Origin of the sequence: Comamonas sediminis (genome assembly GCF_041107495.1) — a bacterium.
Taxonomy (GTDB): Bacteria; Pseudomonadota; Gammaproteobacteria; order Burkholderiales; family Burkholderiaceae_C; genus Comamonas; species Comamonas sediminis.
Genome location: NZ_JBGBDC010000008.1, coordinates 39,969 through 63,038, shown reverse-complemented (window position 1 = coordinate 63,038; position 23,070 = coordinate 39,969). Strand labels below are relative to the sequence as shown.

Annotated in this window: 22 protein-coding genes and 1 tRNA gene; 15 read left to right on the top strand and 8 right to left on the bottom strand. The window is 62.2% G+C overall.

The genetic code is table 11. The features are described 5' to 3' along the window. The first annotated feature begins 83 nt into the window (after positions 1–83). A complete protein-coding gene (locus tag AB7A72_RS18080; protein ID WP_239809285.1) occupies positions 84–518 on the top strand; it encodes a DUF1841 family protein in 435 nt (144 codons plus the stop codon). 21 nt (positions 519–539) lie between these two features. On the opposite strand, the gene AB7A72_RS18075 is transcribed toward AB7A72_RS18080, so the two are convergent. Beyond that, the gene (locus AB7A72_RS18075) at positions 540–1,220 is read right to left on the bottom strand and encodes a c-type cytochrome (RefSeq protein ID WP_239809286.1); all 681 of its coding nucleotides are present in this window, start codon (positions 1,218–1,220) and stop codon (positions 540–542) included. Between the two features lie 103 nt (positions 1,221–1,323). Here AB7A72_RS18075 and AB7A72_RS18070 point away from each other — a divergent pair, with 103 nt between their 5' ends. Genes AB7A72_RS18070 through AB7A72_RS18060 form a run of 3 tightly spaced genes read left to right on the top strand, consistent with a single transcriptional unit; the run spans position 1,324 to position 3,024 of the window. Beyond that, complete coding sequence (locus tag AB7A72_RS18070; RefSeq protein ID WP_239809287.1) at positions 1,324–2,178, top strand: AAA family ATPase; 855 nt, start codon at positions 1,324–1,326, stop codon at positions 2,176–2,178. 7 nt (positions 2,179–2,185) lie between these two features. Further along, positions 2,186–2,416, top strand: coding sequence for a hypothetical protein (locus tag AB7A72_RS18065; protein ID WP_239809288.1), 231 nt, complete (start codon positions 2,186–2,188; stop codon positions 2,414–2,416). Positions 2,417–2,430: 14 nt separating this feature from the next. Continuing rightward, on the top strand, positions 2,431–3,024 hold the full coding sequence (locus AB7A72_RS18060) for a GNAT family N-acetyltransferase (protein WP_239809289.1): 594 nt from the start codon (positions 2,431–2,433) through the stop codon (positions 3,022–3,024). A gap of 19 nt (positions 3,025–3,043) precedes the next feature. Here the strand turns inward: AB7A72_RS18060 and AB7A72_RS18055 are convergent, their stop codons facing one another. Continuing rightward, positions 3,044–3,655, bottom strand: a complete 612-nt coding sequence (locus AB7A72_RS18055) for a hypothetical protein (RefSeq protein ID WP_369460751.1) — start codon at positions 3,653–3,655, stop codon at positions 3,044–3,046. A 72-nt stretch (positions 3,656–3,727) separates the two neighbouring features. Between AB7A72_RS18055 and AB7A72_RS18050 the strand changes: the two genes are divergently transcribed. From AB7A72_RS18050 to AB7A72_RS18040, 3 genes are read left to right on the top strand one after another with little or no spacing between them, the layout of a single operon-like run. Continuing rightward, a complete protein-coding gene (locus AB7A72_RS18050; protein WP_312452451.1) occupies positions 3,728–4,915 on the top strand; it encodes a vWA domain-containing protein in 1,188 nt (395 codons plus the stop codon). Between the two features lie 2 nt (positions 4,916–4,917). Then, complete coding sequence (locus tag AB7A72_RS18045) at positions 4,918–6,804, top strand: autotransporter assembly complex protein TamA (RefSeq protein ID WP_369460750.1); 1,887 nt, start codon at positions 4,918–4,920, stop codon at positions 6,802–6,804. Between the two features lie 2 nt (positions 6,805–6,806). After that, a complete protein-coding gene (locus AB7A72_RS18040) occupies positions 6,807–11,210 on the top strand; it encodes a translocation/assembly module TamB domain-containing protein (protein ID WP_369460749.1) in 4,404 nt (1,467 codons plus the stop codon). Between the two features lie 129 nt (positions 11,211–11,339). On the opposite strand, the gene AB7A72_RS18035 is transcribed toward AB7A72_RS18040, so the two are convergent. Beyond that, entirely contained in the window at positions 11,340–12,074 is a 735-nt protein-coding gene (locus AB7A72_RS18035) for an MOSC domain-containing protein (RefSeq protein WP_369460748.1), read from the bottom strand. Positions 12,075–12,244: 170 nt separating this feature from the next. On the opposite strand from AB7A72_RS18035, the gene AB7A72_RS18030 reads away from it, so the two are divergent. Further along, positions 12,245–12,319, top strand: a tRNA-Arg gene (locus AB7A72_RS18030). A 215-nt stretch (positions 12,320–12,534) separates the two neighbouring features. Here the strand turns inward: AB7A72_RS18030 and AB7A72_RS18025 are convergent. The 3 genes from AB7A72_RS18025 to AB7A72_RS18015 form a co-directional block, all read right to left on the bottom strand. After that, positions 12,535–13,818, bottom strand: coding sequence for a fibronectin type III domain-containing protein (locus AB7A72_RS18025; RefSeq protein WP_369460747.1), 1,284 nt, complete (start codon positions 13,816–13,818; stop codon positions 12,535–12,537). A 425-nt stretch (positions 13,819–14,243) separates the two neighbouring features. Next, the gene (locus AB7A72_RS18020) at positions 14,244–14,681 is read right to left on the bottom strand and encodes a bleomycin resistance protein (RefSeq protein WP_369460746.1); all 438 of its coding nucleotides are present in this window, start codon (positions 14,679–14,681) and stop codon (positions 14,244–14,246) included. Between the two features lie 96 nt (positions 14,682–14,777). Next, positions 14,778–15,584 (bottom strand): sulfite exporter TauE/SafE family protein, encoded by an 807-nt coding sequence (locus AB7A72_RS18015; protein ID WP_369460745.1) that lies wholly within the window; start codon positions 15,582–15,584, stop codon positions 14,778–14,780. A 105-nt stretch (positions 15,585–15,689) separates the two neighbouring features. On the opposite strand from AB7A72_RS18015, the gene AB7A72_RS18010 reads away from it, so the two are divergent. From AB7A72_RS18010 to AB7A72_RS17985, 6 genes are all read left to right on the top strand, one after another. Further along, on the top strand, positions 15,690–16,478 hold the full coding sequence (locus AB7A72_RS18010; RefSeq protein ID WP_369460744.1) for an AraC family transcriptional regulator: 789 nt from the start codon (positions 15,690–15,692) through the stop codon (positions 16,476–16,478). 113 nt (positions 16,479–16,591) lie between these two features. Next, positions 16,592–16,891, top strand: coding sequence for a DUF705 domain-containing protein (locus AB7A72_RS18005; RefSeq protein WP_369460743.1), 300 nt, complete (start codon positions 16,592–16,594; stop codon positions 16,889–16,891). Positions 16,892–16,983: 92 nt separating this feature from the next. Continuing rightward, positions 16,984–17,361 (top strand): c-type cytochrome, encoded by a 378-nt coding sequence (locus AB7A72_RS18000; protein WP_369460742.1) that lies wholly within the window; start codon positions 16,984–16,986, stop codon positions 17,359–17,361. Positions 17,362–17,636: 275 nt separating this feature from the next. Beyond that, a complete protein-coding gene (locus AB7A72_RS17995) occupies positions 17,637–19,001 on the top strand; it encodes a chloride channel protein (RefSeq protein WP_312412585.1) in 1,365 nt (454 codons plus the stop codon). Positions 19,002–19,057: 56 nt separating this feature from the next. Beyond that, entirely contained in the window at positions 19,058–19,468 is a 411-nt protein-coding gene (locus tag AB7A72_RS17990) for a hypothetical protein (RefSeq protein ID WP_369460741.1), read from the top strand. Between the two features lie 361 nt (positions 19,469–19,829). Continuing rightward, the gene (locus AB7A72_RS17985) at positions 19,830–20,939 is read left to right on the top strand and encodes a hypothetical protein (RefSeq protein WP_369460740.1); all 1,110 of its coding nucleotides are present in this window, start codon (positions 19,830–19,832) and stop codon (positions 20,937–20,939) included. A gap of 224 nt (positions 20,940–21,163) precedes the next feature. Here the strand turns inward: AB7A72_RS17985 and AB7A72_RS17980 are convergent, their stop codons facing one another. Then, positions 21,164–21,511 carry a PRC-barrel domain-containing protein gene (locus AB7A72_RS17980; protein ID WP_312527522.1) on the bottom strand — a complete coding sequence of 116 codons (348 nt, stop codon included), beginning with the start codon at positions 21,509–21,511 and terminating at the stop codon, positions 21,164–21,166. A 209-nt stretch (positions 21,512–21,720) separates the two neighbouring features. Between AB7A72_RS17980 and AB7A72_RS17975 the strand changes: the two genes are divergently transcribed. Next, positions 21,721–22,338 (top strand): hypothetical protein, encoded by a 618-nt coding sequence (locus AB7A72_RS17975; protein ID WP_369460739.1) that lies wholly within the window; start codon positions 21,721–21,723, stop codon positions 22,336–22,338. A gap of 129 nt (positions 22,339–22,467) precedes the next feature. On the opposite strand, the gene AB7A72_RS17970 is transcribed toward AB7A72_RS17975, so the two are convergent. Continuing rightward, positions 22,468–23,004 (bottom strand): Dps family protein, encoded by a 537-nt coding sequence (locus AB7A72_RS17970; RefSeq protein WP_239809305.1) that lies wholly within the window; start codon positions 23,002–23,004, stop codon positions 22,468–22,470. Positions 23,005–23,070 lie beyond the last annotated feature (66 nt).

Here is a 23,070-nt window from a genome sequence, read left to right as displayed (position 1 = left end):
CAAGCGCCAGGCACCGGCCGCCCTTCCACCGGCTTAACCACAGCCCAGCGTAGCCGCCCAGCGCATGCTACGCTGTGCGCCCTATGTTCAATCCCTCCCAAGCCGATGTCCGGCGCTTTTTCTGCGCCGCCAATGCCAAGCACCAGGCGGGCCAGCCGATGGAAGCCATCGAGACCCTGGCCAGCCTGTGGATCGATGAGCACCCGGAATACCGTGAAGACCTGAGCGACGTGGATGCGGCCATTGCCCGCAACTACGACCTGACGCCGGAAAAGACCAATCCGTTCCTGCACCTGTCGATGCACCTGTCGATCAGCGAGCAGTGCAGCATTGACCAGCCGCGCGGTATTCGCCAGGCCGTGGAGCTGCTGGCCAAGCGCCTGGGCTCGTTGCACGATGCCCACCATGTGGCCATGGAATGCCTGGGAACCATGCTGTGGGAGAGCCAGCGCTCAGGCCGCCCGCCCGACGGCAATGCCTATGTGGCTGCGGTGCAGCGCCAGGCCACCAAGGACTGAGCGGCTGACGACTGCAGTGCCTTAGTTGGCCGCTTGCTTGCTGCGAAAACGCGACTCGGGCACGATTTGCAGCGGTCCATCCAGACTGCCGATGTAGTTGGCGAGCGCCTTCATCTCGGCATGGGTGAGTTGCTTGGCCATGCCCACCATGATCGGGTGGTTGCGTCCGATGCGCGCGTTCTTTTCGACGGTATAGGACTTCAGCGCCGCGTACAGATAGTCCGGGTGCTGGCCCCCCAGCTTGGCATACGAAGGATCGAGCGGCTTGGAGAAGTTGTCGCCATGGCAGCTGACGCAGGTGCCTTTTTTCAGCAGTTCCGCCACCTCGGCGCTGGGCACCTTCGATGGTTTGTCCGCCAGCTTGGTTTCACCCACCGTGTGCTGCGCATAGTACGCAGCCAGATCGGCAATGTCCTGCTCGCTCAGCGAATCGGCAATCGCGCGCATCGTCGGGTGCTTGCGGTCACCCTTCTTGTAGGCGTGCAGAGCGGCATCGATGTACTTCTCGCTCTGGCCCGAAATCTTGGGCACCTGGTAGACCTCGGGGAAGCTGGCCTTGTAGCCCACAATGCCGTGGCAGCCAATGCACATCGCTACCTTGCCCTCAGCCGCCTTGGCGTTGCCCTTGATCTCCTGCGCGCAGACTGCGCCGGTCGCTGACGCGACAAGCAAGGCAAATATCGTGGTCCATCTTTTATTCATTGTGCGCACAATCGTGTGGTTCAGGCCACCGCAGTGATGCGGAGATCTGGGTTTATAGTCAACGCTGTACCGGCCCCGTCATCACGATTCTGCATCCACTTCCATGAAATTCCAAGGCACACAGAACTACGTCGCGACCAATGACCTCATGCTGGCGGTCAATGCGGCAATTACCCTTCAAAGACCGCTTCTCGTCAAGGGGGAACCAGGGACAGGGAAAACCATGCTGGCGGAGGAGGTTGCACAGGCGTTAGGCATGCCGCTGCTGCAGTGGCACATCAAGTCCACGACCAAGGCGCAGCAGGGTTTGTATGAATACGATGCGGTCAGTCGTCTGCGTGACAGCCAGCTCGCCGACCCCGAGAGCGCAAGCCGCGTCAAGGACATCAACAACTACATCATCAAGGGCGTGCTGTGGCAGGCCTTCACCGCCGACCAGCCGGTGGCACTGCTGATCGACGAGATCGACAAGGCGGATATCGAATTCCCCAATGATCTCTTGCGTGAAATCGATCGGATGGAGTTCTACTGCTACGAGACACGCCAGATGATCCGCGCCAAGCACCGCCCGCTGGTGGTCATCACGTCGAACAACGAAAAAGAGCTGCCCGATGCCTTCCTGCGCCGCTGCTTTTTCCACTACATCCGCTTCCCCGATGCCGAGACCATGCAGCAGATCGTGGCCGTGCACTTCCCCAAGCTCAAGCAAGAGCTGCTGTCGGCCGCAATGAAGGTGTTCTTCGACATCCGCAACCTGCCGGGCCTGAAGAAAAAACCGTCTACCAGCGAGCTGATCGACTGGCTCAAACTGCTGGTGGCCGAAGACATTCCGCCCGAGGTTCTGCAAACGGCCGACCAGAAGATCGCCATCCCGCCGCTGGTGGGTGCGCTGCTGAAAAACGAGCAGGATGTGAGCCTGTTTGAAAAGCTGGTCTTCATGAACCAGCGCAACCGCTGACGCTGCCATGGCCACGCCGCAGCAACTGCTGATCGAAGGGCTGAGCGACGCGGCCGGTTTTCTGGTGGGCGCGCTGCTGGGCTGGGGCATTGCCACGCTGCTGGGCTGGCAGTTGTTCTCCGAAGGCTATGGCGCCGGCAGCATTGCCGCGATTGTGCTGGTCGGCCTGGGCGGTGGCGCGGGCTTGCAATTGGCCCGGCGCTGGCGCAGCCGCCGCCCCTCCAACCCTGAACGCTGAATAGAAAGAGGCATATGGCCTTCGTTGAACCCGTTGAACTGCGCGCCCGTGGCGTGCTGCTGACCCCGCTGACCCTGGCGCATGAGGCGGGCCTGCGTGCTGCCGCGCAGGATGGCGAGCTGTGGAACATCCGCGTGACCTCGGTACCCGAGCCGGAAAACACCCGCGCCTATATCGAGCAGGCCCTGGCGATGCGCGATGCCGGCAGCCGCATGCCCTTTGCGGTGGTGGACGAGGCCAGCGGCCAGTTGCTGGGCACCAGCAGCTACCACGATATCGTGCCCGCATTGAAGCGCGTCGAGATTGGCTACACCTGGTATGCGCGCAGCGTGCAGCGCAGCCATGTCAACACCACCTGCAAGCTGCTGCTGCTGACCCACGCTTTCGAGACACTGGGCGCTGCCGTTGTGGGCTGGCGCACCGACAACTACAACTTCGCCAGCCAGCGCGCGATCGAGCGCCTGGGCGCCAAGAAGGACGGCGTCATCCGCCACCATGCGCCGCGCCGCGATGGCACCGTACGGGACACCGTGCTCTACAGCATGCTGGCCGGCGAATGGCCCGAGGCCAAGGCCCAGCTGCTGTATCTGCTGGACCAGCCGCGCTGAGACTTCAAGAGCTGCCAGCTCAGGCAGTCTGCAGGTTCAACACGCCCAGATACTGCTCCGGCAGAATCTGGCGCAGATGGGTTTTGACGTTGTCGGCATAGCCGGTATTGGTCATCTGCTCCAGAAAGCTGACCATGTCCACCAGGCCCAGCAGCAACTCGGTCTCATCGCTGGCCTGCTGCACCCGCACGGCCAGCGCCATCGCATCGGCACTGCGCTGCATCTGCAAAATCCCCACGGCATACATCTTGCAGCCGGCCAGCGAGCGTTTGCTGCCAGGGCTGGCCCGCGTCTGTTCGACATATGCAGCTGTCCCCGGTGCGGATGCGGGCCGAGCAGACGATGGGGGTGGGGGCGTGCCTGGCAGGACCGGAGGCGCTGAAGGCGCTGAAGGCGCTGAAGGCGGTGAGGGCGGTGAGGGCGGAGGCGGTGCTGCGGACTGCTGCGTGGCCAGATAGCCGGACAGGACCAAGGCATCCAGCACACTGCCCGCGCTGTCCCCGACCCAACGCGCAATCTCTTGACGTGAGCGCTGGCCGTCGCACAAGATCAGAATCTGGCGCTCCTGCACGGACAGGCTGCCGCGATCCCGCAAAGCCTGGCGTGCCTTGTCCGTTTTGATCATCACCATGACAGCTAGCCTTCCGAGTACCCGTTAGACTGGAGAGGCTAGCGCCAAACTGTTACGGATTGTTTACAAACCATGTTGATAGACTTTTTCTACACCTTGCGCGCGGCCAAGTTGCCGGTGTCGGTCAAGGAGCTGCTGACGCTGCTTGAAGCACTGGACAAGGGCCTGGCCGGTCCCCGCTCCCAGGATGCCTGGAGCCTGGACGACTTCTATTTCCTGGCGCGGCTTTGCCTGGTCAAGGATGAAAAGCTGTTCGACAAGTTCGACCAGGCCTTTGGCGCCTATTTCAAGGGCATGGAAATGCTCACCGACTGGAAGAAGGAGCTGCCCGAGGACTGGCTCAAGCAGGTGCTGGAAAAAGAGCTGAGTGCCGAAGAAAAGGCCGCCATCGAGGCGATGGGCTGGGATGAGCTGATGGAGACGCTCAAAAAACGCCTGGAAGAGCAAAAAGGCCGGCACGAGGGCGGCAGCAAATGGATCGGCACCAATGGCACCAGCCCCTTTGGCCATGGTGGCTACAACCCGGCCGGCGTGCGCATTGGCGGCCCGGGCAAGAGCCGCAGCGCCGTCAAGGTCTGGGAGCAGCGGGCCTACCGCGATTACGACGACACCCAGGAGTTGGGTACCCGCAATATCAAGGTGGCGCTGCGCCGCCTGCGCCGCTTTGCCCGCGAAGGCAACGACCTGGAGCTGGACCTGCCCGACACCATCCGCGCCACGGCGGCCAATGCCGGCTACCTCGACATCAAGATGGTGCCCGAGCGCCATAACCATGTGAAAGTGCTGCTGCTGATGGACGTGGGCGGCACGATGGACGACCACATCCAGCGGGTCGAGGAGTTGTTCAGCGCCGTCAAAAGCGAGTTCAAGCACCTCGAGTTCTACTACTTCCATAACTGTGTCTACGACTACATGTGGAAGAACAACAAGCGCCGCTACGCCGAGAAATTTCCGACCTGGGACATCATCCGAAAATACAACAAAGATTACAAACTGATCTTTGTCGGCGATGCAACAATGAGTCCATACGAAGTCCTACAAGCTGGAGGCTCTGTTGAGTACAACAATGAGGAACCTGGGGCCGAGTGGCTTAAACGATTGACCCATGCCTTTCCAAAACACGCCTGGATCAATCCGGAGCCACAAGGCGTGTGGCAATACCGCCAAAGCATCAGCCTGATACAACAACTCGTAGGTGACCGCATGTTTCCTCTGTCGCTCAAAGGGCTGGAGGACACAATGCGTTTGCTGTCAAAGTGACCATGCGCCAACGTCTGACGACGCCGGTCCTGCCGGCGTTTTTTATTCTTACTGCTGCTCTGCTTGCAGGCTGCAGCAGCACCCCCAAGGGCGACGACGCGGAGGATTCCGCGACGCATGCCAGCAGCGCACCCGCGTTTGATATCACCGTCAAGGCCCCCAAGGAGGTGCGCGAGTACCTGGAGCAGCACCTGGAGCTCAAACGCTATCGCAACTTTCCCGGGCTGCAGATGAGCGAGATGACACGCCTGCTGGGCAGTGCCGATGAAGACGTGCGCGAGCTGCTGGGCACCTTGGGTTACTTCAGCCCGGAGATCAAGATCGATGCCTACGACACCGGGACCGCGCCCGCCGACACCGGCATCTCGACAGACAACAGCCAGGCACGCCCCCAGTTGCTGATCGAGGTCGAACCCGGCCCGCAGACCAAGGTGACCGAGGTCGAGCTGGACTACAGCGGTGAAGTCACCCAGGAAAAGAACTTTGCCGCGCGCCGCGCGCGCTTTCAACGCAACTGGGATCTGCAGCCCGGTGAGGGCTTTACCCAAAAAGGCTGGAGCAGCGCCAAGTCCGAAGGCCTGCGCAGCCTGCAGCGTAACCGCTACCCCACCGCCAAGATCAGCAACAGCCAGGCCAATATCGATGGCGATACCAACCAGGCCAAGCTCTCGGTGGGCTATGACAGCGGCCCGCTCTACAAGTTCGGCCCGCTGCGCATCGAGGGGACCGAGCGTTACGACGCTGAAGGCATCGCCCGCATTGCCCGCTTGCCCAGCGGCCAGAACTACAGCGAAACCGACATGCTCGATGCCCAGACCCGGCTGGCCGCCAGCGGCTACTACGATTCGGTCTTTCTGACCTTGGACACCGACACCGCCAACCCCAAGGAAGCGCCGGTCATTGCCCAGGTGCGTGAAGCCAAGCTGCAAAAGGTGGTGTTTGGTATCGGTATGTCGACCGACACTGGGCCGCGTCTGAGCCTGGACCACATCCACAACAAGATGCCCGGGCTGGGATGGCGGGCCGTGAGCAAGTTCTCTTTTGAACGCGACAAGAAGCTGCTGTCCACCGAATGGACCGATCTGCCCAAGGAAAGTGGCTGGGCCTATTTTGGCGCCGGCGAGGTCAAGCGCGAACTCAATGGCGATTTCACCGTCAACTCCATGCAGCTGCGCGGTGGTCACAAGAAAAGCTCGGACCATATCGACCGCAGCGCTTTTCTGCAGTACGACTTCTCCTCGGTGCAGGGCCAGGAAAGAATCCCCTCCAGTAGCGCCTTGAGCGTCAACTACGGCTGGACGGGCCGCTACTTCAACAACAATACCGACCCCACGCGCGGCTACGGCATTGCCGCCGAGCTGGGTGCCGGCTACACCATCACACCAGAGCGCGAGCCCTTTGTGCGCAGCCTGCTGCGCTGGCAGGGCTTTGTGCCGGCAGGCAAGGTCACAGCGCCCAATGGCAGCTCACGCAGCGCGCGCATTGCGCTGCGGGCCGAAGGCGGCGCCATCATGGCCAAGGATTCGGCCGTGATCCCTGCGACCCAGCTGTTCATCACCGGCGGCGACGCCACCGTGCGGGGCTATGGCTACAAAAAGATCGGCACCCGCGTGGCCGATGACCAGGTCTATGGCGGCCGCTACATGTATGTGGGCAGTGTCGAGTACCAGCGCCCCCTCGTGCGCAATGGCGAGATCAGCGCCTGGGAATCGGCCGTGTTTGCCGATGTGGGCTCGGTGGCAGACAAGGTTGGTGATATGACGCCCTACTGGGGCATTGGCACGGGCCTGCGCTGGCGCAGCCCTGTGGGCGCGCTGCAGGCCGATGTGGCCTATGGCCTCAAAGATGAACGCTTCCGCTTGCACTTGCGTCTGGGATACAGCTTCTAAAAATGGCAGATACACACGCTATTGCACCTCCGGCCAGCGCCGCAGCGCCAGCGGCGCCGCCGGTCAGCGCCCCCTCCTCTGGCCCCTCCTCTCCCAAAAAGCGCAGCGGTCTGCGCCGCGCCGCGCGCTACCTGCTGTGGCTGCTGATCGCCCTCATCCTGCTGCTGGCTGCCCTGCTGGGCGGCGCCTGGTGGTGGACCGGGCAGAACGATTCGCTGGCCCGCACCATCACCCTGGCCCAGCGCTTTTTGCCGGCCGACATGCAACTGCAGGCGCAGGATGTGCAAGGCAGCCTGCGCGGCGGTGGCAGCATCGGCCAACTGCAATGGAGCAACCCGTCGATCAGCGTCCAAGTCGACCAGGCCACCATCGGCTGGAGCCTGGACAAGATTCTGGACCGCGAGCTGCGCCTGGCGCCCATTCATATCGCCAAGGTCACCATCACGCCTTCGGGCATCGACAAGCCCAAGGAGCCGACCAAGCCTCTGGAGCAGTTACCGCTGCCGCTGCGCGTGCTGGAGGTGCCTTTTACGGTGGACGAAATCGTCTGGGCCGCGCCGCAGCCCGTCACCGTCACGCAGTTGCAGGGCCACTACCTCTACGCCGCTGACAAGCACCAGCTGCAGATCGACCAGGTCGAAGCCTTCAACAGCCGCCTGCAGCTCAAAGCCGACGTGGATGCACTGGCGCCGATGCAGACCAGCGCCAATCTGAAAGCCCAACTGGACCAGCCTGCCACCGATACCCTGCCCGCCATCCTGGCCGATGCCGGTGTGCAGGTCACGGGGACCTTGTCGGGCCTGGATGCCGCTTTGCGTGTGCAGGCCCAGGTCAATCCCCAGTTGCCCGCTGCAACGGCCAAGGCGGCGGACACCCCACCCGCGCCAGCCCCCGGCAACAAAAAAACCGCCAACAAGGCACCCTCGGCCCAGGAGAAAGCCGCCAAGGCCCAGGCCGCCCGCTCGGCCCAGGCACTGGCCAGCGCCGCGCCCATGCAGGCCCATGTGAATGCCACCGTCTACCCCTGGCGCCCCTGGCCGCTGGGCCCGGCACAGGCGCAGTTGCAAAGCGTCAACCTGGGCGCCTTCTTGCCCAGCCTGCCCACCACCTTGCTCAACGGCCAGTTGGCGGTGAGCGAGGCAGCGCCCGAGCTGGTCAGCAGCACCCATGCCGCCCATCCCGCACCAGCACTGGTGGATGTGCCGGCGGACCCCACAGCCGGCAAGGCCGATGCCACTTCTGCCGATGCCCAGGATGCCGCCCCCGCAACGCCCCCTGCGCTGCTGCCCGTGCCGCTGGATATCCAGGTCGATATCAAGAACGCCCTGCCCGGCCCCATCAACCACCAGCACCTGCCGGTCAGCGCCGTGCAGACCCACGCGTTGTTCGACGGCCAGCGCGTGGATGTCCTCGAAGGCAGCCAGGTACACCTGGGCAGCGGCAGCCTGACCGCCCAGGGCCACTACCGCCTGGCCGACCACCATGCAGGCATCCAGGCAGCACTGCGCGCCATCAACCCGGCGCTGGTCGATACCCGCATCGACAGTGCACCGCTATCTGGCACCCTGTCTGCCCAGTCGCAGAACGAGGCCATTGTTTTTGACGCCAACATCACCTCCGACCGCCGCACGCCAGCCAAGGCCAATGCAGCGAGCACCAGCTTGCCGATCGACCGCGTGGTCGCCAAGGGCCAGTGGAAAGCACCCGAGCTGCAGCTGCAAAGCGCGCAGATCGATGCATTGGGCGCCCACATCAACGCCAAGCAGTTGACCGCCAATATTGACCAGCGCAGCGGCGCGGGTGAGCTGTCGGTGCAGGCACCCGGTGCCAATCTGGATGCCAAGGCCCAGGCCACGCCTCAGCAAGGCCAGGGCAATGTCATGCTGCGGCTGAGCAGCGCCGAGCAACTGCTGCAGTGGCTGCGCAAGGTGCCGGGCATGGCCCAGGCGTTGCCCGAGGGCATGCTCGCCCAGGGCAGCCTGGATGCCAGGCTGCGCTTTAGCGGTGGCTATGGCGATGCGCTGCGCCAGCTGCAGCAGGCCGGCCTGCTGGCCCGATTGCCAGAGGGCATTCCCTCTAGTGGCCAGCCCTTTTCACTCGATGCCAGCATCACCACCCCGCAGCTGAGCGTGCGCCCCAGCGCCGATGCCGCCGACTTGTGGCAGCTGCGCGATACCGAGCTGGCCCTGGTCGGCAACCTCAAAAAGGTGCAACTGGACCTGCGCACGCAAGCCCAGCATGGCGAGCAGCAAATGGCCGCCCAGGTCAGCCTGGCGGCCAACAGCACGGCCGCCCAGCGGTGGAGTGGCGCCTTGAGCAAACTGCAAGCCCGCGCCACGCTGCCGCCCAACAAGGAGCCCTGGCAGGTACAGCTGCAGCAGCCGCTGGACTTCCAACTGCAGCTGCCCACCGGCAACCAGCCCCTGCGCGCCAGCACCGGTGCCAGCCAGTTGCAGCTGACCGGCCCCCAGCCCGGCACCGTCACCTTGCAATGGAACCCCTTGCAGTTCAGCCAGGGGGCGGACAAGGCTGTGCAACTGCAAAGCACGGGCACCCTGCAAGGCCTGCCTGTGCGCTGGATACGCGCCTTTCAAAAGCCCGATCCGAGCCAGGCGCAAAAACACAGCCCGCTCGATTCGGACCTTGTCGTCCAGGGCCGCTGGGATGTCAACACGCAAAACGGCCTCAACGCCAAGCTCGAGATCGAGCGCGCCAGTGGCGATCTGCAGCTGCACACCCAGGGCAGTGCGCCGAAGAACGTGACCTTCCACTCCAGTGGCAAGGAAGGCGCCATCTCCAAGGCCTTCTCGGCAGAGGGCCAGACCGTCATCGCGCGCATCCGCACTGCCAAGGTGGAAGTCACCGTGCAAGACCGCCAGGTGCGCAGCCGCGTGCAGTGGGATTCGGTCAATGCCGGCCAGCTGACGGCCGATGTGCAAACCGCGCTGCAGTACGAAGGCAAGAACTACCTGGGCGCCACCGTGGCCCCCGATGCGCCACTGAGCGGCAGCGTGCAGGCGCAAATGCCCGACCTGGGCATCTGGGCCAGCTTTGCGCCCCCGGGCTGGCGCGTAGCGGGCAGCCTGGCGGCCAATGTGCAGTTGGCGGGCAATCTGCAAGACCCACGTTGGAGCGGCACCATCACCGCCGACAAGATGCACGTCCAATCGCAGCTGGATGGCGTGGACCTGCGCAACGGCAGCCTGCGTGCGCAGCTCAACGGCAATACATTGGAGCTGCAAAGCCTGCACTTTGACGGCGGCGAAGGCAGCCGTGCCCGCATCGCCGGTTACAGCGGCAATCTGACGGCCGCGCCCACCAGCGGCGGTACCCTGGATGCCACCGGCACCATCAGCTGGACCATGCCGCAAAACGGCACTGCACCCGATATCCGCATGGACATCCGCACCCAGGCCAAGGCCTTGCAGGTGCTGGTGCGTGCCGACCGCCAGGTCAGCGTCTCCGGCCAGGTGCGCAGCCAGCTGCAGCAAGGCCAGATGAGCATCACCGGGGACCTGACCGTGGACCGCGCCAGCATCATGCTGGCCGATGAATCCTCGCCCAAGCTTGGCAGTGATGTCGTGGTCAGCACCAAGGCCAGCCGCGCAGCCGCTGCCGAGAAGGCCAAGCAGGAAGCGGCCAAGGCCGCCCAGGCCAAGCTCGATGCCCCTGCAGGCCAGGTGACTCCCGCCAAGCCGCTGATCCTGAACGTCAAGCTCGACATGGGCCACGACTTCGCGCTGCAAGGCTATGGCATCACCACCCGCCTGACTGGCACGCTCAATGTGCAAAGCAGCGGCGGCGCCGGCATTGGCATGCCGCGTATCACCGGTGTCATCAGCACCGAAGAAGGCCGCTACCGCGCCTGGGGCCAGGTGCTGAATGTGGAAACCGGCCTGATCCGTTTCAATGGCCCGTACAACAACCCCTCGCTCGATATTCTGGCGCTGCGTCCGAACATCGCTGTGCGGGCGGGTGTGCAGGTCAGCGGCTCGGCACAGGCGCCGCGCGTGCGCCTGTACTCCAACCCCGAAATGCCCGATGCGGAGAAGATCTCCTGGGTGGTGATGGGACGCGACCCAGCCGAAGGTGGCGCCAGCAGCGCACTGATGCAGCAAGCAGCGCTGGCCTTGCTCAGCGGCGGCTCGGGCGAGAGCATCACCGGCAATATTGCCAAGGGCCTGGGCCTGGACGAAATCGGCTTTGGCGGTACCGACCGCGACTCCGCCAGCCTGTCCCTGGGCAAACGCATCTCGCAGGACCTGTATGTGACCTACGAAGCCGGCCTGGCCGGCACCCTGGGCGCGCTCTACATCTTCTATGACTTCACCCGCAATCTGCAGCTGCGCGGCTCCGCCGGTACAACCAGCGCGCTGGATCTGATCTACACCTTGCGGTATGACTGATTGAGCCCCTGAGCCACAGATCGGGTGCAGTGCGCAAGGACATGCCTCCGCCCCGTTGCAAAACGGCGGGGGCATGTTTGTCAGTGGGAAGCGGGGGTTGCAGTTGCCGTTTCTCAGGCAATGCAGGCGTCAATCCTGGGCCATGCCAAAGAATCCAGCACCGGACCAGGGCGCCTCAGCCACCGCACTGCGCTGGCTCCGCACCCTTGCGGCCACGCTCGCTGGCAACTGCGCCAGCACCCTGGGGAAAGCTCTGCAATAGGCCGTTTGCACGCCGGCCATCTCGGCCAGCTGCCGATAGCTGATCCAGGCGCCCCCGGGCACCGCGCAGGCCACCTGCTGGACCCTCTGCTGCCACTGGTCGCTGAACGCAGGCGCTATCGCGCGGCATACCGCTATCGCTGCGCCACGGCGGATGGTTCCGCCTCGCAGCACGCGGGCAAGCATGCCTCGGTCTCGGCCGATATTCGCAACGATCCCCGGCGCCCTGCGCTCCAGCAGCCTGCAGGGTTCACAGACAAACGTGATCCAAAGCACCACGTCGCTCCCAATCCGCAGCAGATCACCGGAAGCAAGTCCCCGGACCGGGAAGTCCACCCGCAGATTCTCCCTAAGAGTGCCGTCCGCTAAATCCCAGCGCCGGTAGGCACCGTTGTCTGCAATCAGCAGTTGCCGGGGAGACAGAAGGGACGCATGGCGATCCTCTGCCAGGCCATAGCCGCCGATCGCCTGGGCCTCCGCCACCGATCGCGGCTCAGGCGCCTTGCCGGCTCTGACGTAAATCGCTTGCAGGGAACCGATGGGTTGCCAGCGGTCATGGAGCGCCGCCAATGGGGGGAGTGGGGTGGAAGGAAAAGGAAACATGCTGTGAAATTTTGCGCTTCAGCAGGAGTTTGCCTGGAGTCGCGACTTTTTACAGCCCAGGCAGACACCTGCGCTGAGCGGCATCCTGTGTGCGGATCAACGCATCGGATGCAGTCCCCCGCCAGATTGGCTGCGAGGCTCGGCAAGTCCTCTACAATAGGCCGCTGTCCCTCTCCGTAGTTCAATGGATAGAACGAGTGCCTCCTAAGCGCTAGATACAGGTTCGATTCCTGTCGGGGGGACCATGATCTGGCTGCAGATGGGCCGCTGTCATCACTGCGCTTAGCCGGCGCTCAATGTTCAGCTGAGCGCCCCAGGCAATGAATCCGGCCTCTCGTCGCCAAGGATAGCCTCCAAGGTACGCCACCACCGCGAGGCTCTTGCTGCATGCATTTCTTCTGCCGTCACGCGGCAGATATTCAAAGATAAGCAAAAAAGCCCTCCGAAGAGGGCTTCTGAATCAGACCGATTTGCGTCGGCGCATCACGCCCATTGAGCCCGCAACCACTCCGGAGAGTAGCAACAAACCCATGCCGCCCAGTGCAGGTACGGGTGTAGCGGGGACTTGGACCACTGGTGCTGCAGTGATCACGATCGTGAAGGTCTGCTCAGCGACATGGACGGCTTTTTCTGCCAGCGTTGGTTGCACCGCGCTGTCCATCGCCATGACCGAGAAGCTGTATGTGCCCGGCGTCGTTGGCGTTCCGGCGATCACGCCGGTGGCAGTGTCGAGAGCCAGGCCAGGCGGCAATTCGCCATTCACAGAGAAGGTATAGGGTGGCAGGCCGCCCGTTACCTGCAAAGCCTGGGAATAAGCGGCTGCAACGACGCCGCCAGCGAGCGTGATGCCAGAGCCGCCACCAGCAAAGCTCAGGTCGGCGCTGGGCACAGCTTCAGCACTTTCAGGCGAGGGAGTGCTGTCGCCATTGGCGTTAGTGGCCACCACCGTAAACTGGTAGGGGGTGCCGTTGGTGAGACCAGTGACGGTGCAGCTTGTTTCGGGCGTGGTCGCAGGGGGAACAACCTCGCTGACACAGGATCCGCCAGGAACGCCCGTCACGGTGTACTTGGTAATCGCCGAACCATTCTCGCTCGGAGCTGTCCAGTTGACGGTCAGCGATTGATCCCCCACATTTGAAACACCCACAGAGGAAACAGGGTCTGGCTTGGCGGCCGTGGGAGCCGCGTTGGCGGTGTAGAAGATACGCTCAAAAGTTGCCATGCCGTTGAGCATGGCAGCGCCGCATCTGTAGCCCGAGCTCAATGAGCCTCCACCGGTATGAATGCACATGCGGGTTTCACTGCCTGCACCTGACCTATCTTGCACATCGCAAGTGGATTTAGCGACGGCCTGCCCCTCCGCTGCAAAGCCCCAAGAACGACCCGGATTGAAATACCATGAAACTCCATTGGCTGTGTGAGTGGTAACCCTGTCATCTTGACCGGTATCCGTCATCACGTCGGCTTTGGGAGCTTGGGCCAACAGTTGCAGGTTGGTATCTCCGGTGGGGCTACAGGCCATCATCAATTGCGTGCCACCACAAGCGGTGGATATTTCTTCGATGGATTTCCCAATTTTGTCGAATGTCTCTTTGTAACATTCCGTCCACCCGCCGTCCGTTACCGTTTGCACGGCAACGTTTTGCTGCACGCCCACCGGATGGTAGGTGGCAGGGGCAGCATTCACTGTAGCCATGCACAACCCTGAAAAAACGAGAAATGCTGCACGTTGATAGAAATACATAAGCGCGCCTTCGCGACAAATTTAAATAAACTACAAGTGTAATATTTTGTACATTTGTTAACAACTGTTTTTTGTCGCATTTTTTGTAAATTTTTTGATCGGCTTGACCCTCGTATTTAGAAGGGTCGCTCTGCATGGGGTGAGATCGGCACTACCGACCCTTCATCAGCCTCAGGCCGTTGAATCGTCCACTTGGCCTGTTGGCTGCAGGCCTGGTCGCTGTCAGCCAGGTTCAGACCTGCCGCCAACTTGAGCACCATGGGCGGCGATGGCCACCGATGTCGAACAGCGCGTGCAATGCCTGGCGCTGCGTGACGGTCAACAAGTGTCTCTGTTTGCCTGTTCTTGCTGCGCCGCGCGCTACTACACCGACCAGTTCAGCTGAGCCCGCTTGTGTGCCAAGAGAGCACATCTGGGCAGCAAAACTATGAAGGCGCCGGCAGGCGCTTGGAGCGGGTACCCAGCGGCTGCATGCAACGCACCAGATAACCATCCGGATCTGCGACGATCATTTGCCGCCGCCCCACCTCATGATTCCCCTGCCGGTACCAGCGCTCCTCCATCTGCCAGAAGAGCGCAATGCCCTGCCGGGCGCAGCGGTCGGCGATCTCGTCCACCGATGGCACCGCCAACTGGAAATTGATGCCACGGCCAAAGGGTTGCGCTAGCGCACCATTGACAAAGCTGCGGTCGCCCGGGCAATGCTGCTCCAGCATGATCTGCGCCTCCCCCAAGCTAAGGTAGGCAAAGTGTTCTTCCGGGCGGTCATACCACACAGTAAACCCCACAACACCACACCAAAACTGAAGACTGGCGTTGATGTCCGTCACCACCAACTCTGGCACCAATCCAGAAAACCCCATCTGACCTCCCAGGTATGCTGCCACCCAGCGTGCAACGAGGCATCCCGCACCGTCCAAGCCGCAGCGATTGTTCCTCGGGGCGCCCGTCGCTCACTGCTAGCTCAGCAGCATGGCCAGCAAGACCCCGCACAGCAATGCAATATAGACCTTGGCATGGAGGCCATCGGGGATCTTCCCAATCCACCGGGAGGCCAGGTGGATACCGAACCAGGACCCGAGCACCAGCACGGCGCAAGCGCGCAGATCGATAAAGCCCAGATGCCAGGCGCCCAGAGACGCGGTGTTCCAGGCCATCAGCGCATAGGTGGCGGTGCCTGCGATCGCCATCGGCAATGACAGCGGGTTGGCTGCCGCTGTCGCCGCTGTCATGCTCGCGCCGCGCCGCCGCATCAGCGGCACCGTCATCACACTGCCGCCCACGCCCAGAAAGGCGGCAATAGCGCCTATCGACAGGCCTGCCGCAGCCGCAGCGGGTTGGGCCATGGCGCGCATCTCGCTGCGATGGCTTTGGGTAAAGCCAGAGCGCAGCAGGCTGTCCAGAATCGTCAAGCCCAGATAGACGATAAAGGCCCAGCGGATCCAGCTGCCGCTCAGCATCAGCGCAGCGATTGCGCCGGGTATCGCGCCTACCGCGACATAGCCCAGCAGCGGCCGCACCTGGCGCCAGGGCAGGGTTCCGGCCTGGTGGTGGCGCCAGCTGGCCATGCCCGCGCCAAAGATCATCACGCAGGTAGAGGTGGCGACCGCGATATGCATCGCAGCGCGCCCCATCTCGCTATCGGCACCGTAGACCCCTAGCAGCACCGCGTACAGCAGCGGCACGACCACAAAGCCTCCGCCAAAACCAAACAGCACGGTGGTCACACCGGCAAGAACACCAAAACACAGCAGCAGCAAATACATGAGAAGCGCAGTTCCAAGGTTGCAAAGCGCCACGATAGAAAAATATGCAGCGGCTGACCTTCAACAAATAGCCAAACATCCTCGCCTTTAGGCCAAGATGCCGGGATGCACAACATTGCCCTCGATGCGGTGGACACCGTGCCCCGCCCTCTGCTGGCCATCAGCACCGATTACCGCCCCGGCACCTTGCTGGACACCCACACCCACCGCCGTGCGCAGGTGCTGTACGGCATGAGCGGTTTGATGGAGGTGGAGACCGACGATGGCGCCTGGGTCATTCCGCCGTTCAGCGGGGTGTGGATTCCGGCAGGTAAACGGCACAGGGTGCGCATGCAAGGCGTCAGCACGCGCAGTTTGTATATAGAGCCCGCAGCCGCGCCGCGCGAAGGCGAGCACTGCGAAGCGCTCGTGGTCAGCCCGCTGCTGCACCAGCTGCTGCTGGCATCCATCGCGCTGCCCGCGTTCTACGACGAACAAGGCCGCGACGGTGCGCTGGCGCAATTGCTGCTGCATGAAGTGCGCCTGGCCCAGACCATGCCCTTGTTTGCGCCCATCCCGCAGGACGCGACGCTGGCAGCGTTGTGCAAGGCGTTCCTGAAGGCGCCACAGCTGCAGGACGCGCCGGAGGACTGGGCCGAACAACTGCACAAAAGCCTGCGCAGCTTCAACCGCTTCTTTCGCCAGCAAACCGGCATGAGCTTTGGCGCCTGGCGGCAGCAGGCCTGTTTGCTCGCGGCCCTCCCCAGGCTGTCGGGCGGGCAGTCGGTCACGCAGGTGGCGCTGGACCTGGGTTATGACAGCCCCAGTGCCTTTTCAACCATGTTCCGCAAGCGCTTGGGCAGGGTGCCCAGTGGCTTTATCAAGATGGCATCGCCAAGCGCAAACCTTGGATAGCGCACCAATCTGGCCGATATCCTGCGGACGCAAGCAGCGGTAAAAAGGTCTATCTGGCGCCCCATCCTTGGTCTAGGATGCAGGCTCAATCAACGCTTGGGTGCCTTGAAGATATGCAGAAGAAAATAATATTCATTGATGTTGACGACACCTTGGTGCGCACCGTCGGATCCAAAAGAATTCCGATGCCTTCAGTGCTGGAACAGGTGCGCCGTCTTCACCAGGAAGGGGCAGTGTTGTACCTTTGGAGTTCCGGTGGCGCTGATTATTGTCAGAACACCGCCGATGAGCTTGGGATTACCCAGTGCTTTTGCGGATTTCTGCCAAAACCAACGGCTTATCTGGACGACCAGCCGGTGCAGGACTGGCGCGATTGCCAGCACTTCTACCCCATGCAGGCTTCACAGGCCTGAGCCCCAAAAAACAGCTCCGGCATCTGCAAATAGCAGCAGAAAGCCCGTGCCTTGCCACAAAATAACGCGGCTAAAAATTTCCATAACACCCGATGAAAAAATCCGTCTTCGTCTCGCTCGGTCTTCTGCTGCTGGCACACACGCCCTGGTCACAGGCAGAGAACAGCAATGGCAAAAATATCTTTGTGCAGCGCTGCGCCATGTGCCATGGCGCCGATATCAAAGGCACAGGGCCTTTGGCGAACAAAAGCAACCCGCCTACCCCCGACCTCACGACCGCCGCGTTCAAGAGGCGCTTGAATGACTACCCTGGCGTCATCGTCTCATCGGTGGTGCTGAGGCCCAATGGCGATTTGATTCCCAGAACCCTGCGCGAGAACGGCGTCAAGCTGCCAGCGTTTACATGGCGGGTGAAGGATTTGCGCGACCTCAACGAGTACATGACCGCCGAGATCTCGAAAAAGCGCTGACACGCATAGAGCGAGATGGCCAGGTAGTGCCCTGCCTTGTGCCTGGATTGCCCCACCTCCAGTACGAGCGCACGGCGCCTGCTCGCGCGTTGTGGGGCCTTCATCCCTGCCGCAATGTCCGGTCGGTTCACCACAGCCTGTGTAGCGCGGCAGGTTCCGTTCTCAACCATGGGCCTCCGCTACAAAAGCCTGAGCTTTATGGTCGCGCGCAGCGATGGCAATGGCCCATCCCCTCCAAACTGACTAGACTGAACGCCTCACTCCACGAGGGCGCAATGCAGCAAGAACCCGATTTCGTACAGAACCTGAGACAAGAATTCGGGGAGGGATGGCGCTGGGTGGAGCGTGGCATTGTGCTGGCCTATGCCGCCGCTGCGGGTTTGTGCGTCGTGGGTTTCACGATGGTGGCCGAGAAGGCGTTTGACTGGTTCATGCACATCTACCACTGGCAAGGTGGCTGGGCCGTGCTGCTCTGGACCCCCTGCCTGACGGCAGCGATCGTCTGGGCCACACGGCGCTGGGCCCCGGGGGCTGCGGGCTCGGGGATTCCTCAGGTCATGGCTGCACAAGAGACGGCGCTCCATGACCAAGAGCGCAGTCGCTTCGTGTCGCTGTGGTTGTCCGCGTCCAAGATAACGCTGGCAGGCTTCGGGTTTCTGGCCGGGCTGTCCATCGGCCGCGAAGGGCCATCGGTTCAGGTGGCCGCGGGTGTCATGCACCACGCCAAGCGCTGGTTCGGTCCGCGCTCGGGCATCACCGGCCATGCGCTACTGGTGGCGGGCGGCGCAGCGGGTATTGCGGCGGCCTTCAACGCGCCACTGGCGGGGATCGTGTTTGCAATTGAAGAGCTGTCCCGCAAGCTGGAGTCGCGCGCCAGCGGGTTGATCATTGCGGCGATCGTGCTCGCCGGTCTCATGGGGGTGTCAGCCTTTGGCAACCTGAATTACTTCGGGCGCATCCAGGTGCCGAGCCTGGATTGGCACGCGCTGCTACCTGGCATCTGTGTGGCCTTGAGTTGCGGCGCGCTGGGGGGTCTGTTTGCCAAACTGATGGCCGCATCACTGACAGGAGCACCAGAGCGCCTGAACCGCATTCGCGCGCAATACCCTATCCGCTTTGCAGCAGCGGGGGGTCTGCTGATCGCGGTCATCGGCCTGGTCACCAGCGGCGCCACTTTCGGTGCCGGTTCTGAGGAAGTGAAGCACATGCTCGCTGGCGAAGCGGAAATGCCGACGCTCTACGTGACGCTCAAATTCATCGCGACCTGGCTGTCTGCCTGGGTGGGTGTGCCGGGCGGAATTTTTGCGCCGTCCTTGTCCATTGGCGCGGGTGTCGGTCACAACGTGTCGCTGATGATGGGCAGCGATATTGCACCCGCATTGATCGCGATGGGCATGGCTGCCTTCCTCGCTGCCGTCACCCAAGCGCCTCTCACCGCCTTCATCATCGTGATGGAAATGGTAGATGGGCACTCGATGGTGCTGAGCCTGATGGCGGCCGCGATGCTGGCCAGTCTGGTCTCGCGGATGATCGCCCGACCGCTGTATGAAACCTTGGCGAACTACATGCTGGCACAGGTACGGCCAGCGGAGCCTGCCAGCACGCAAGCGGCAGTGCAGCCACCTGCGTCTTCGCCGTAGATCTGCCCCAATTCGAGGCTGCGGCTACCCCCCATGGCCCTGCACCAGGCCGCCGCATGCCTACCGCTCTCCGTGCAGGGCTGCACGGCATGACCTGGGGGCCGAGGCCGCCATCCTGCAAAACTACAATTCAAAATAGCTTTATTTTCTTTTTAAAGCCTGCAATCGCTGTTTCAGCCCTCGCCGCAACATCGCCCAACGCATCACATCATCGTTTCGGAGGTTCAATAATGGTCCCCACGAAGCCTCAACAGCGCCGCGTGAATACCGGAAGACACCATAAAGATATTCCCTCGGTCTCCATCCATGGCACTTCAAACATCGATAGCCAATGCATCGATGACACCTCCTTCCGATGGAACCACCGGACAGCCGAGAAAATCAGCCACCTGCCACCGCCAAAAAGCTTGCGCACCACACTATTTACCAGCTTGCTGCCAAGTGCTGAAATAATCATCAAAAACTAAGACCATGCATTGGTAGTTGCTACTGACTATCCATCCGCTACTTTGGTTTTTGCGGCAAATGTCAACAATATAAACACCCGCCTCGATTCTGGAAAATCACCCAACACATTTGCATAAAAGCAAATATCTTTGCAAAAAACCAAAGTATTGAACATTTAGACACGCTGTATATTTTCTGCATACCTCTCCACCTGCCTGGGTATCACCCGGCTCGCGGCCGTTATCCAGGTCCGACCACCTGTGCCTGTGTTAGCGAGCTTGTCCCGGGACGGCGGTGATCCGCAGATCCACGGCAATGGGAGACGGTTCAGCACTCCAACGGAGGCGGAGCGGTGCCTCAGTACAGCAAATGGAAAGTACGATGCGAACACAGATTCTGACCCTTGCCGCCATGCTTGCAATGGCCGTGCCCGGCTTGTCCAGCGCCGCGGCCATATCCGGCCCGGTGACTTACGCCGGAAGCGGAATCTATTCAGGCACCTCTACATCGCTGGCTTATGATCCCGATGGACCACTTTATAGCGATGACGAAGTGCTGCTGATTTGTATTGATCACCGCACGAACCCGCCTTTTACCTACAGTACACCCAAAGCGCAGTTTGAGACGGAAGCGGGGGCGACGGCGATCCGGGGCCCATCGGGTGCGGCAGGGGAAGCGGCCATCTATTGGCTGCTCGACCAGTATTATCTGACTTTCTACAAAACAGGCACTATTGAGCAGCGGCGCGCACTGCAGTATGCCTTGTGGGAAATCGGTAATGATTATGACGGCAGCGCCGCCAGTATCAATACCAGCACAGGTTCCTCGCGCCCCGCGTTGGAAAACGTCATTGATTATGGTGGCACGGACCAGGCGGCATTCGTCACCGCCTACACCACCTTGTACGACGCGATGAAGGCCAACCTGCCCACACTGCGCACGTCCTACCGCTCCACCACCTACACGATGGACCTGTTCCGCAACCTGGATCCTGTCTACCAGCACATGGTGGCCCTCATCGAGCGCCCCCCCCCCAATACCGTGCCGGTGGCCGAGCCCGCCATCACCGGCACGCCCCAGGTCGGCTCCACCGTCACCGGCAGCTATACCTATACCGACAACAATGGCGATGTCGAAGACCCCAGCGGCACCGGCACCAGCTACCAGTTTGTCACCAGTCCCAACCCCAGCATCGCAAGCGCCAGCGAAGGCACCGTCGTCGCCAGTGGCACAACCGGTGGTGCGGGCCAGACGGTCAGCTACACCTTGCAAGCCACGGATCTGAACCAGTACGTGTTCTTCTGCGTCAAGCCGGCCGCCCAAACCGGCGCCAGTCCTGGTGCAGAGGTCTGCACCAGCCCGGTGGGACCTGTCACCGCCCGTGTGGTGCAGCAGGCCCCTACGCCGGTGCCAGGTCTGGGCCTGTGGGCGCTGCTCGGACTGACACCGCTGATCGCATGGCTCGGAATCGGCCGCCAGCGCCGCGCCTGACAGCCGAGCGCCGTCAACGGGCAAGCCACCGCAGGGTGGCTTTTTTATGTCTCGGTGCCAGGGCCTCACGGATACCGCTCCGAGGCGGCAGGCCTGCCGGGCATGGACGGCAGCGCAACCACTGCCGCACTGGGTCCGGGCCAGTTCGGCAAAAGCGCCGCAGCTGCGATGGACAGCAACGGCGCTCAGCGTGGAACAGCGGGTGGGGGCGCGGGCGCCAGGGCTTAGACGGTGGCCTTCGGATAGACAAACTGGGGCAGGCCCTGCAGGGTCTCCTTGCTGGCATCGGGGAGCAGCAGTCCGTATTTGCCGAGCTTGAAGCGGGAAAACTCAATCGCAACATCATAGGTCCCCAGCCCCATGAAGCCGCCGATGCCAACGATGGCAAAGATCAGGTTGTCTTCTCTGCCAACGATCACATCGTCGACCGTGCCAATTTCCTGGCCGTTGGCATCGTGCACCGGCTCGCCGATGAACTCTTTTTTGACACTCCAGCCGGTGGCCAGCACTTCGGCGCCACGCGGAGAGATGGCAAAAGGGGTGTGAATCGTGACTTTGTCTTGGTTATCCATACACTCACCACAAAAAAATTTGGAGCAAAAGCAAATGTATCAAGATATTTGCCCATTGCAGCGGCTCCGCGATGGCAAGCATCCAAAGAGCGCCGCGTCTGACAGGCTACCACCAGAGCAGGAGTGCACCGCAAGCGGCCGCGATTGCGCCAGCGCACCTGGAGATTGGGATACATTTGTTTGCATTCAAACCCCTTTGGAAAATGACGATGAGCAAACTTCTATGTGCAGGCGCCCTTGCCCTGGCCTTTGCTGGCTTTACCTCAGCCTCCCATGCAGCACTGGTGCAATGGACATTGACCGATGTCAGGTTTGCGGATGGCGGCACCGCCAGCGGCTCTTATGTGTTTGACGCGTCCACCGGCAGCTACAGCCGCATCGGCATTGCCACCACGGTGCCGGATGGCTCTGCGGCAGCCAGCTTCAGCAGTACCTGTGATGGCGCCAACTGTGCCGAAGCGTCGCCCGACCCTGCGCAGTTCATTATTTTTGCACCGCCGGACACCAGCGATATGACCGGCAAGCAGGTGCTGCTGATCGACCTGCAAAGCCCGATGACCGATGCGGGCGGCACCATCCCGATCAATCCGATGGCGCAGCCCGTCCTGGCACTGCGCAGCAAGGCGTTCTCCACGGTTTGCCCCGATGCACGTTGCACCATCCCGGGCGACCTGCGTCTGATCGAATCAGGAGAGGTCGTGGGCCAGGCCTATGTGCCTCCTGCCGCGACGCCGGTGGCGGTACCCGCGATGGCCCCCTGGGGCCTGGCCCTGCTGTCGTTGCTGCTGGCCCCACTCGCCTGGTTGCCCAAGCGCCGCCAGCGCTGAAAGGCAGCGCCAGCTCGCCGGCCACAGGCGCGCCGGCAACTTCTGTGGCCCACCGCCGCGCGCAGCGGGGTGGGGCTTTGCAAGCGAGCACAGGCGCCGCGGTGCGCACTGCACCGGGCGCTCCAGCCCTTACCCTGCGTTGCGGCTCGATTCGAACAGGAACCAGGTGCGGCGCTCGGTTTCGTCGATCCAGTTTTCCAGAAGGCTCGACGACGCAATGTCTCGGTGCTCGTCGGTGACGTTGTGGGCCTCGCGCAGCCGGGCGGCCATCTGCTGGTTGTCCTCGCGCAGTTCCGCCAGCATGTCCAGCGGTTCGACATAGTCGGCGTCGTTGTCGCTGATGCGCTGCAGGCGGGCGATATGGCCAATGGAACGCAAGGTCGTGCCACCGACCTTGCGGATACGCTCTGCAATGGCGTCCGTCATCGCATAGAGCTGGTCAGCCTGTTCGTCGAGCAGCAGGTGGTAATCACGGAAGTGCGGTCCGCTCATATGCCAGTGGAAATTCTTGGTCTTGAGGTAGAGCGCAAAGACATCGGCCAGCACGCCGTTGAGGGCCGCGCTGATGTCCTTGGTAGCCGCCGAATCGAGGTCACTGGGGGTGACCAGCGGCGCCTTGCGGCGCGCCTTGATATCCGTTTTGGTGCTGCGGTCAGATTTGGCCATGGAATACCTTTCAAACAAAGCGTCGAAGACAAACGAAGCGAAAGCGGCTGAACCTGCAAGTATCGG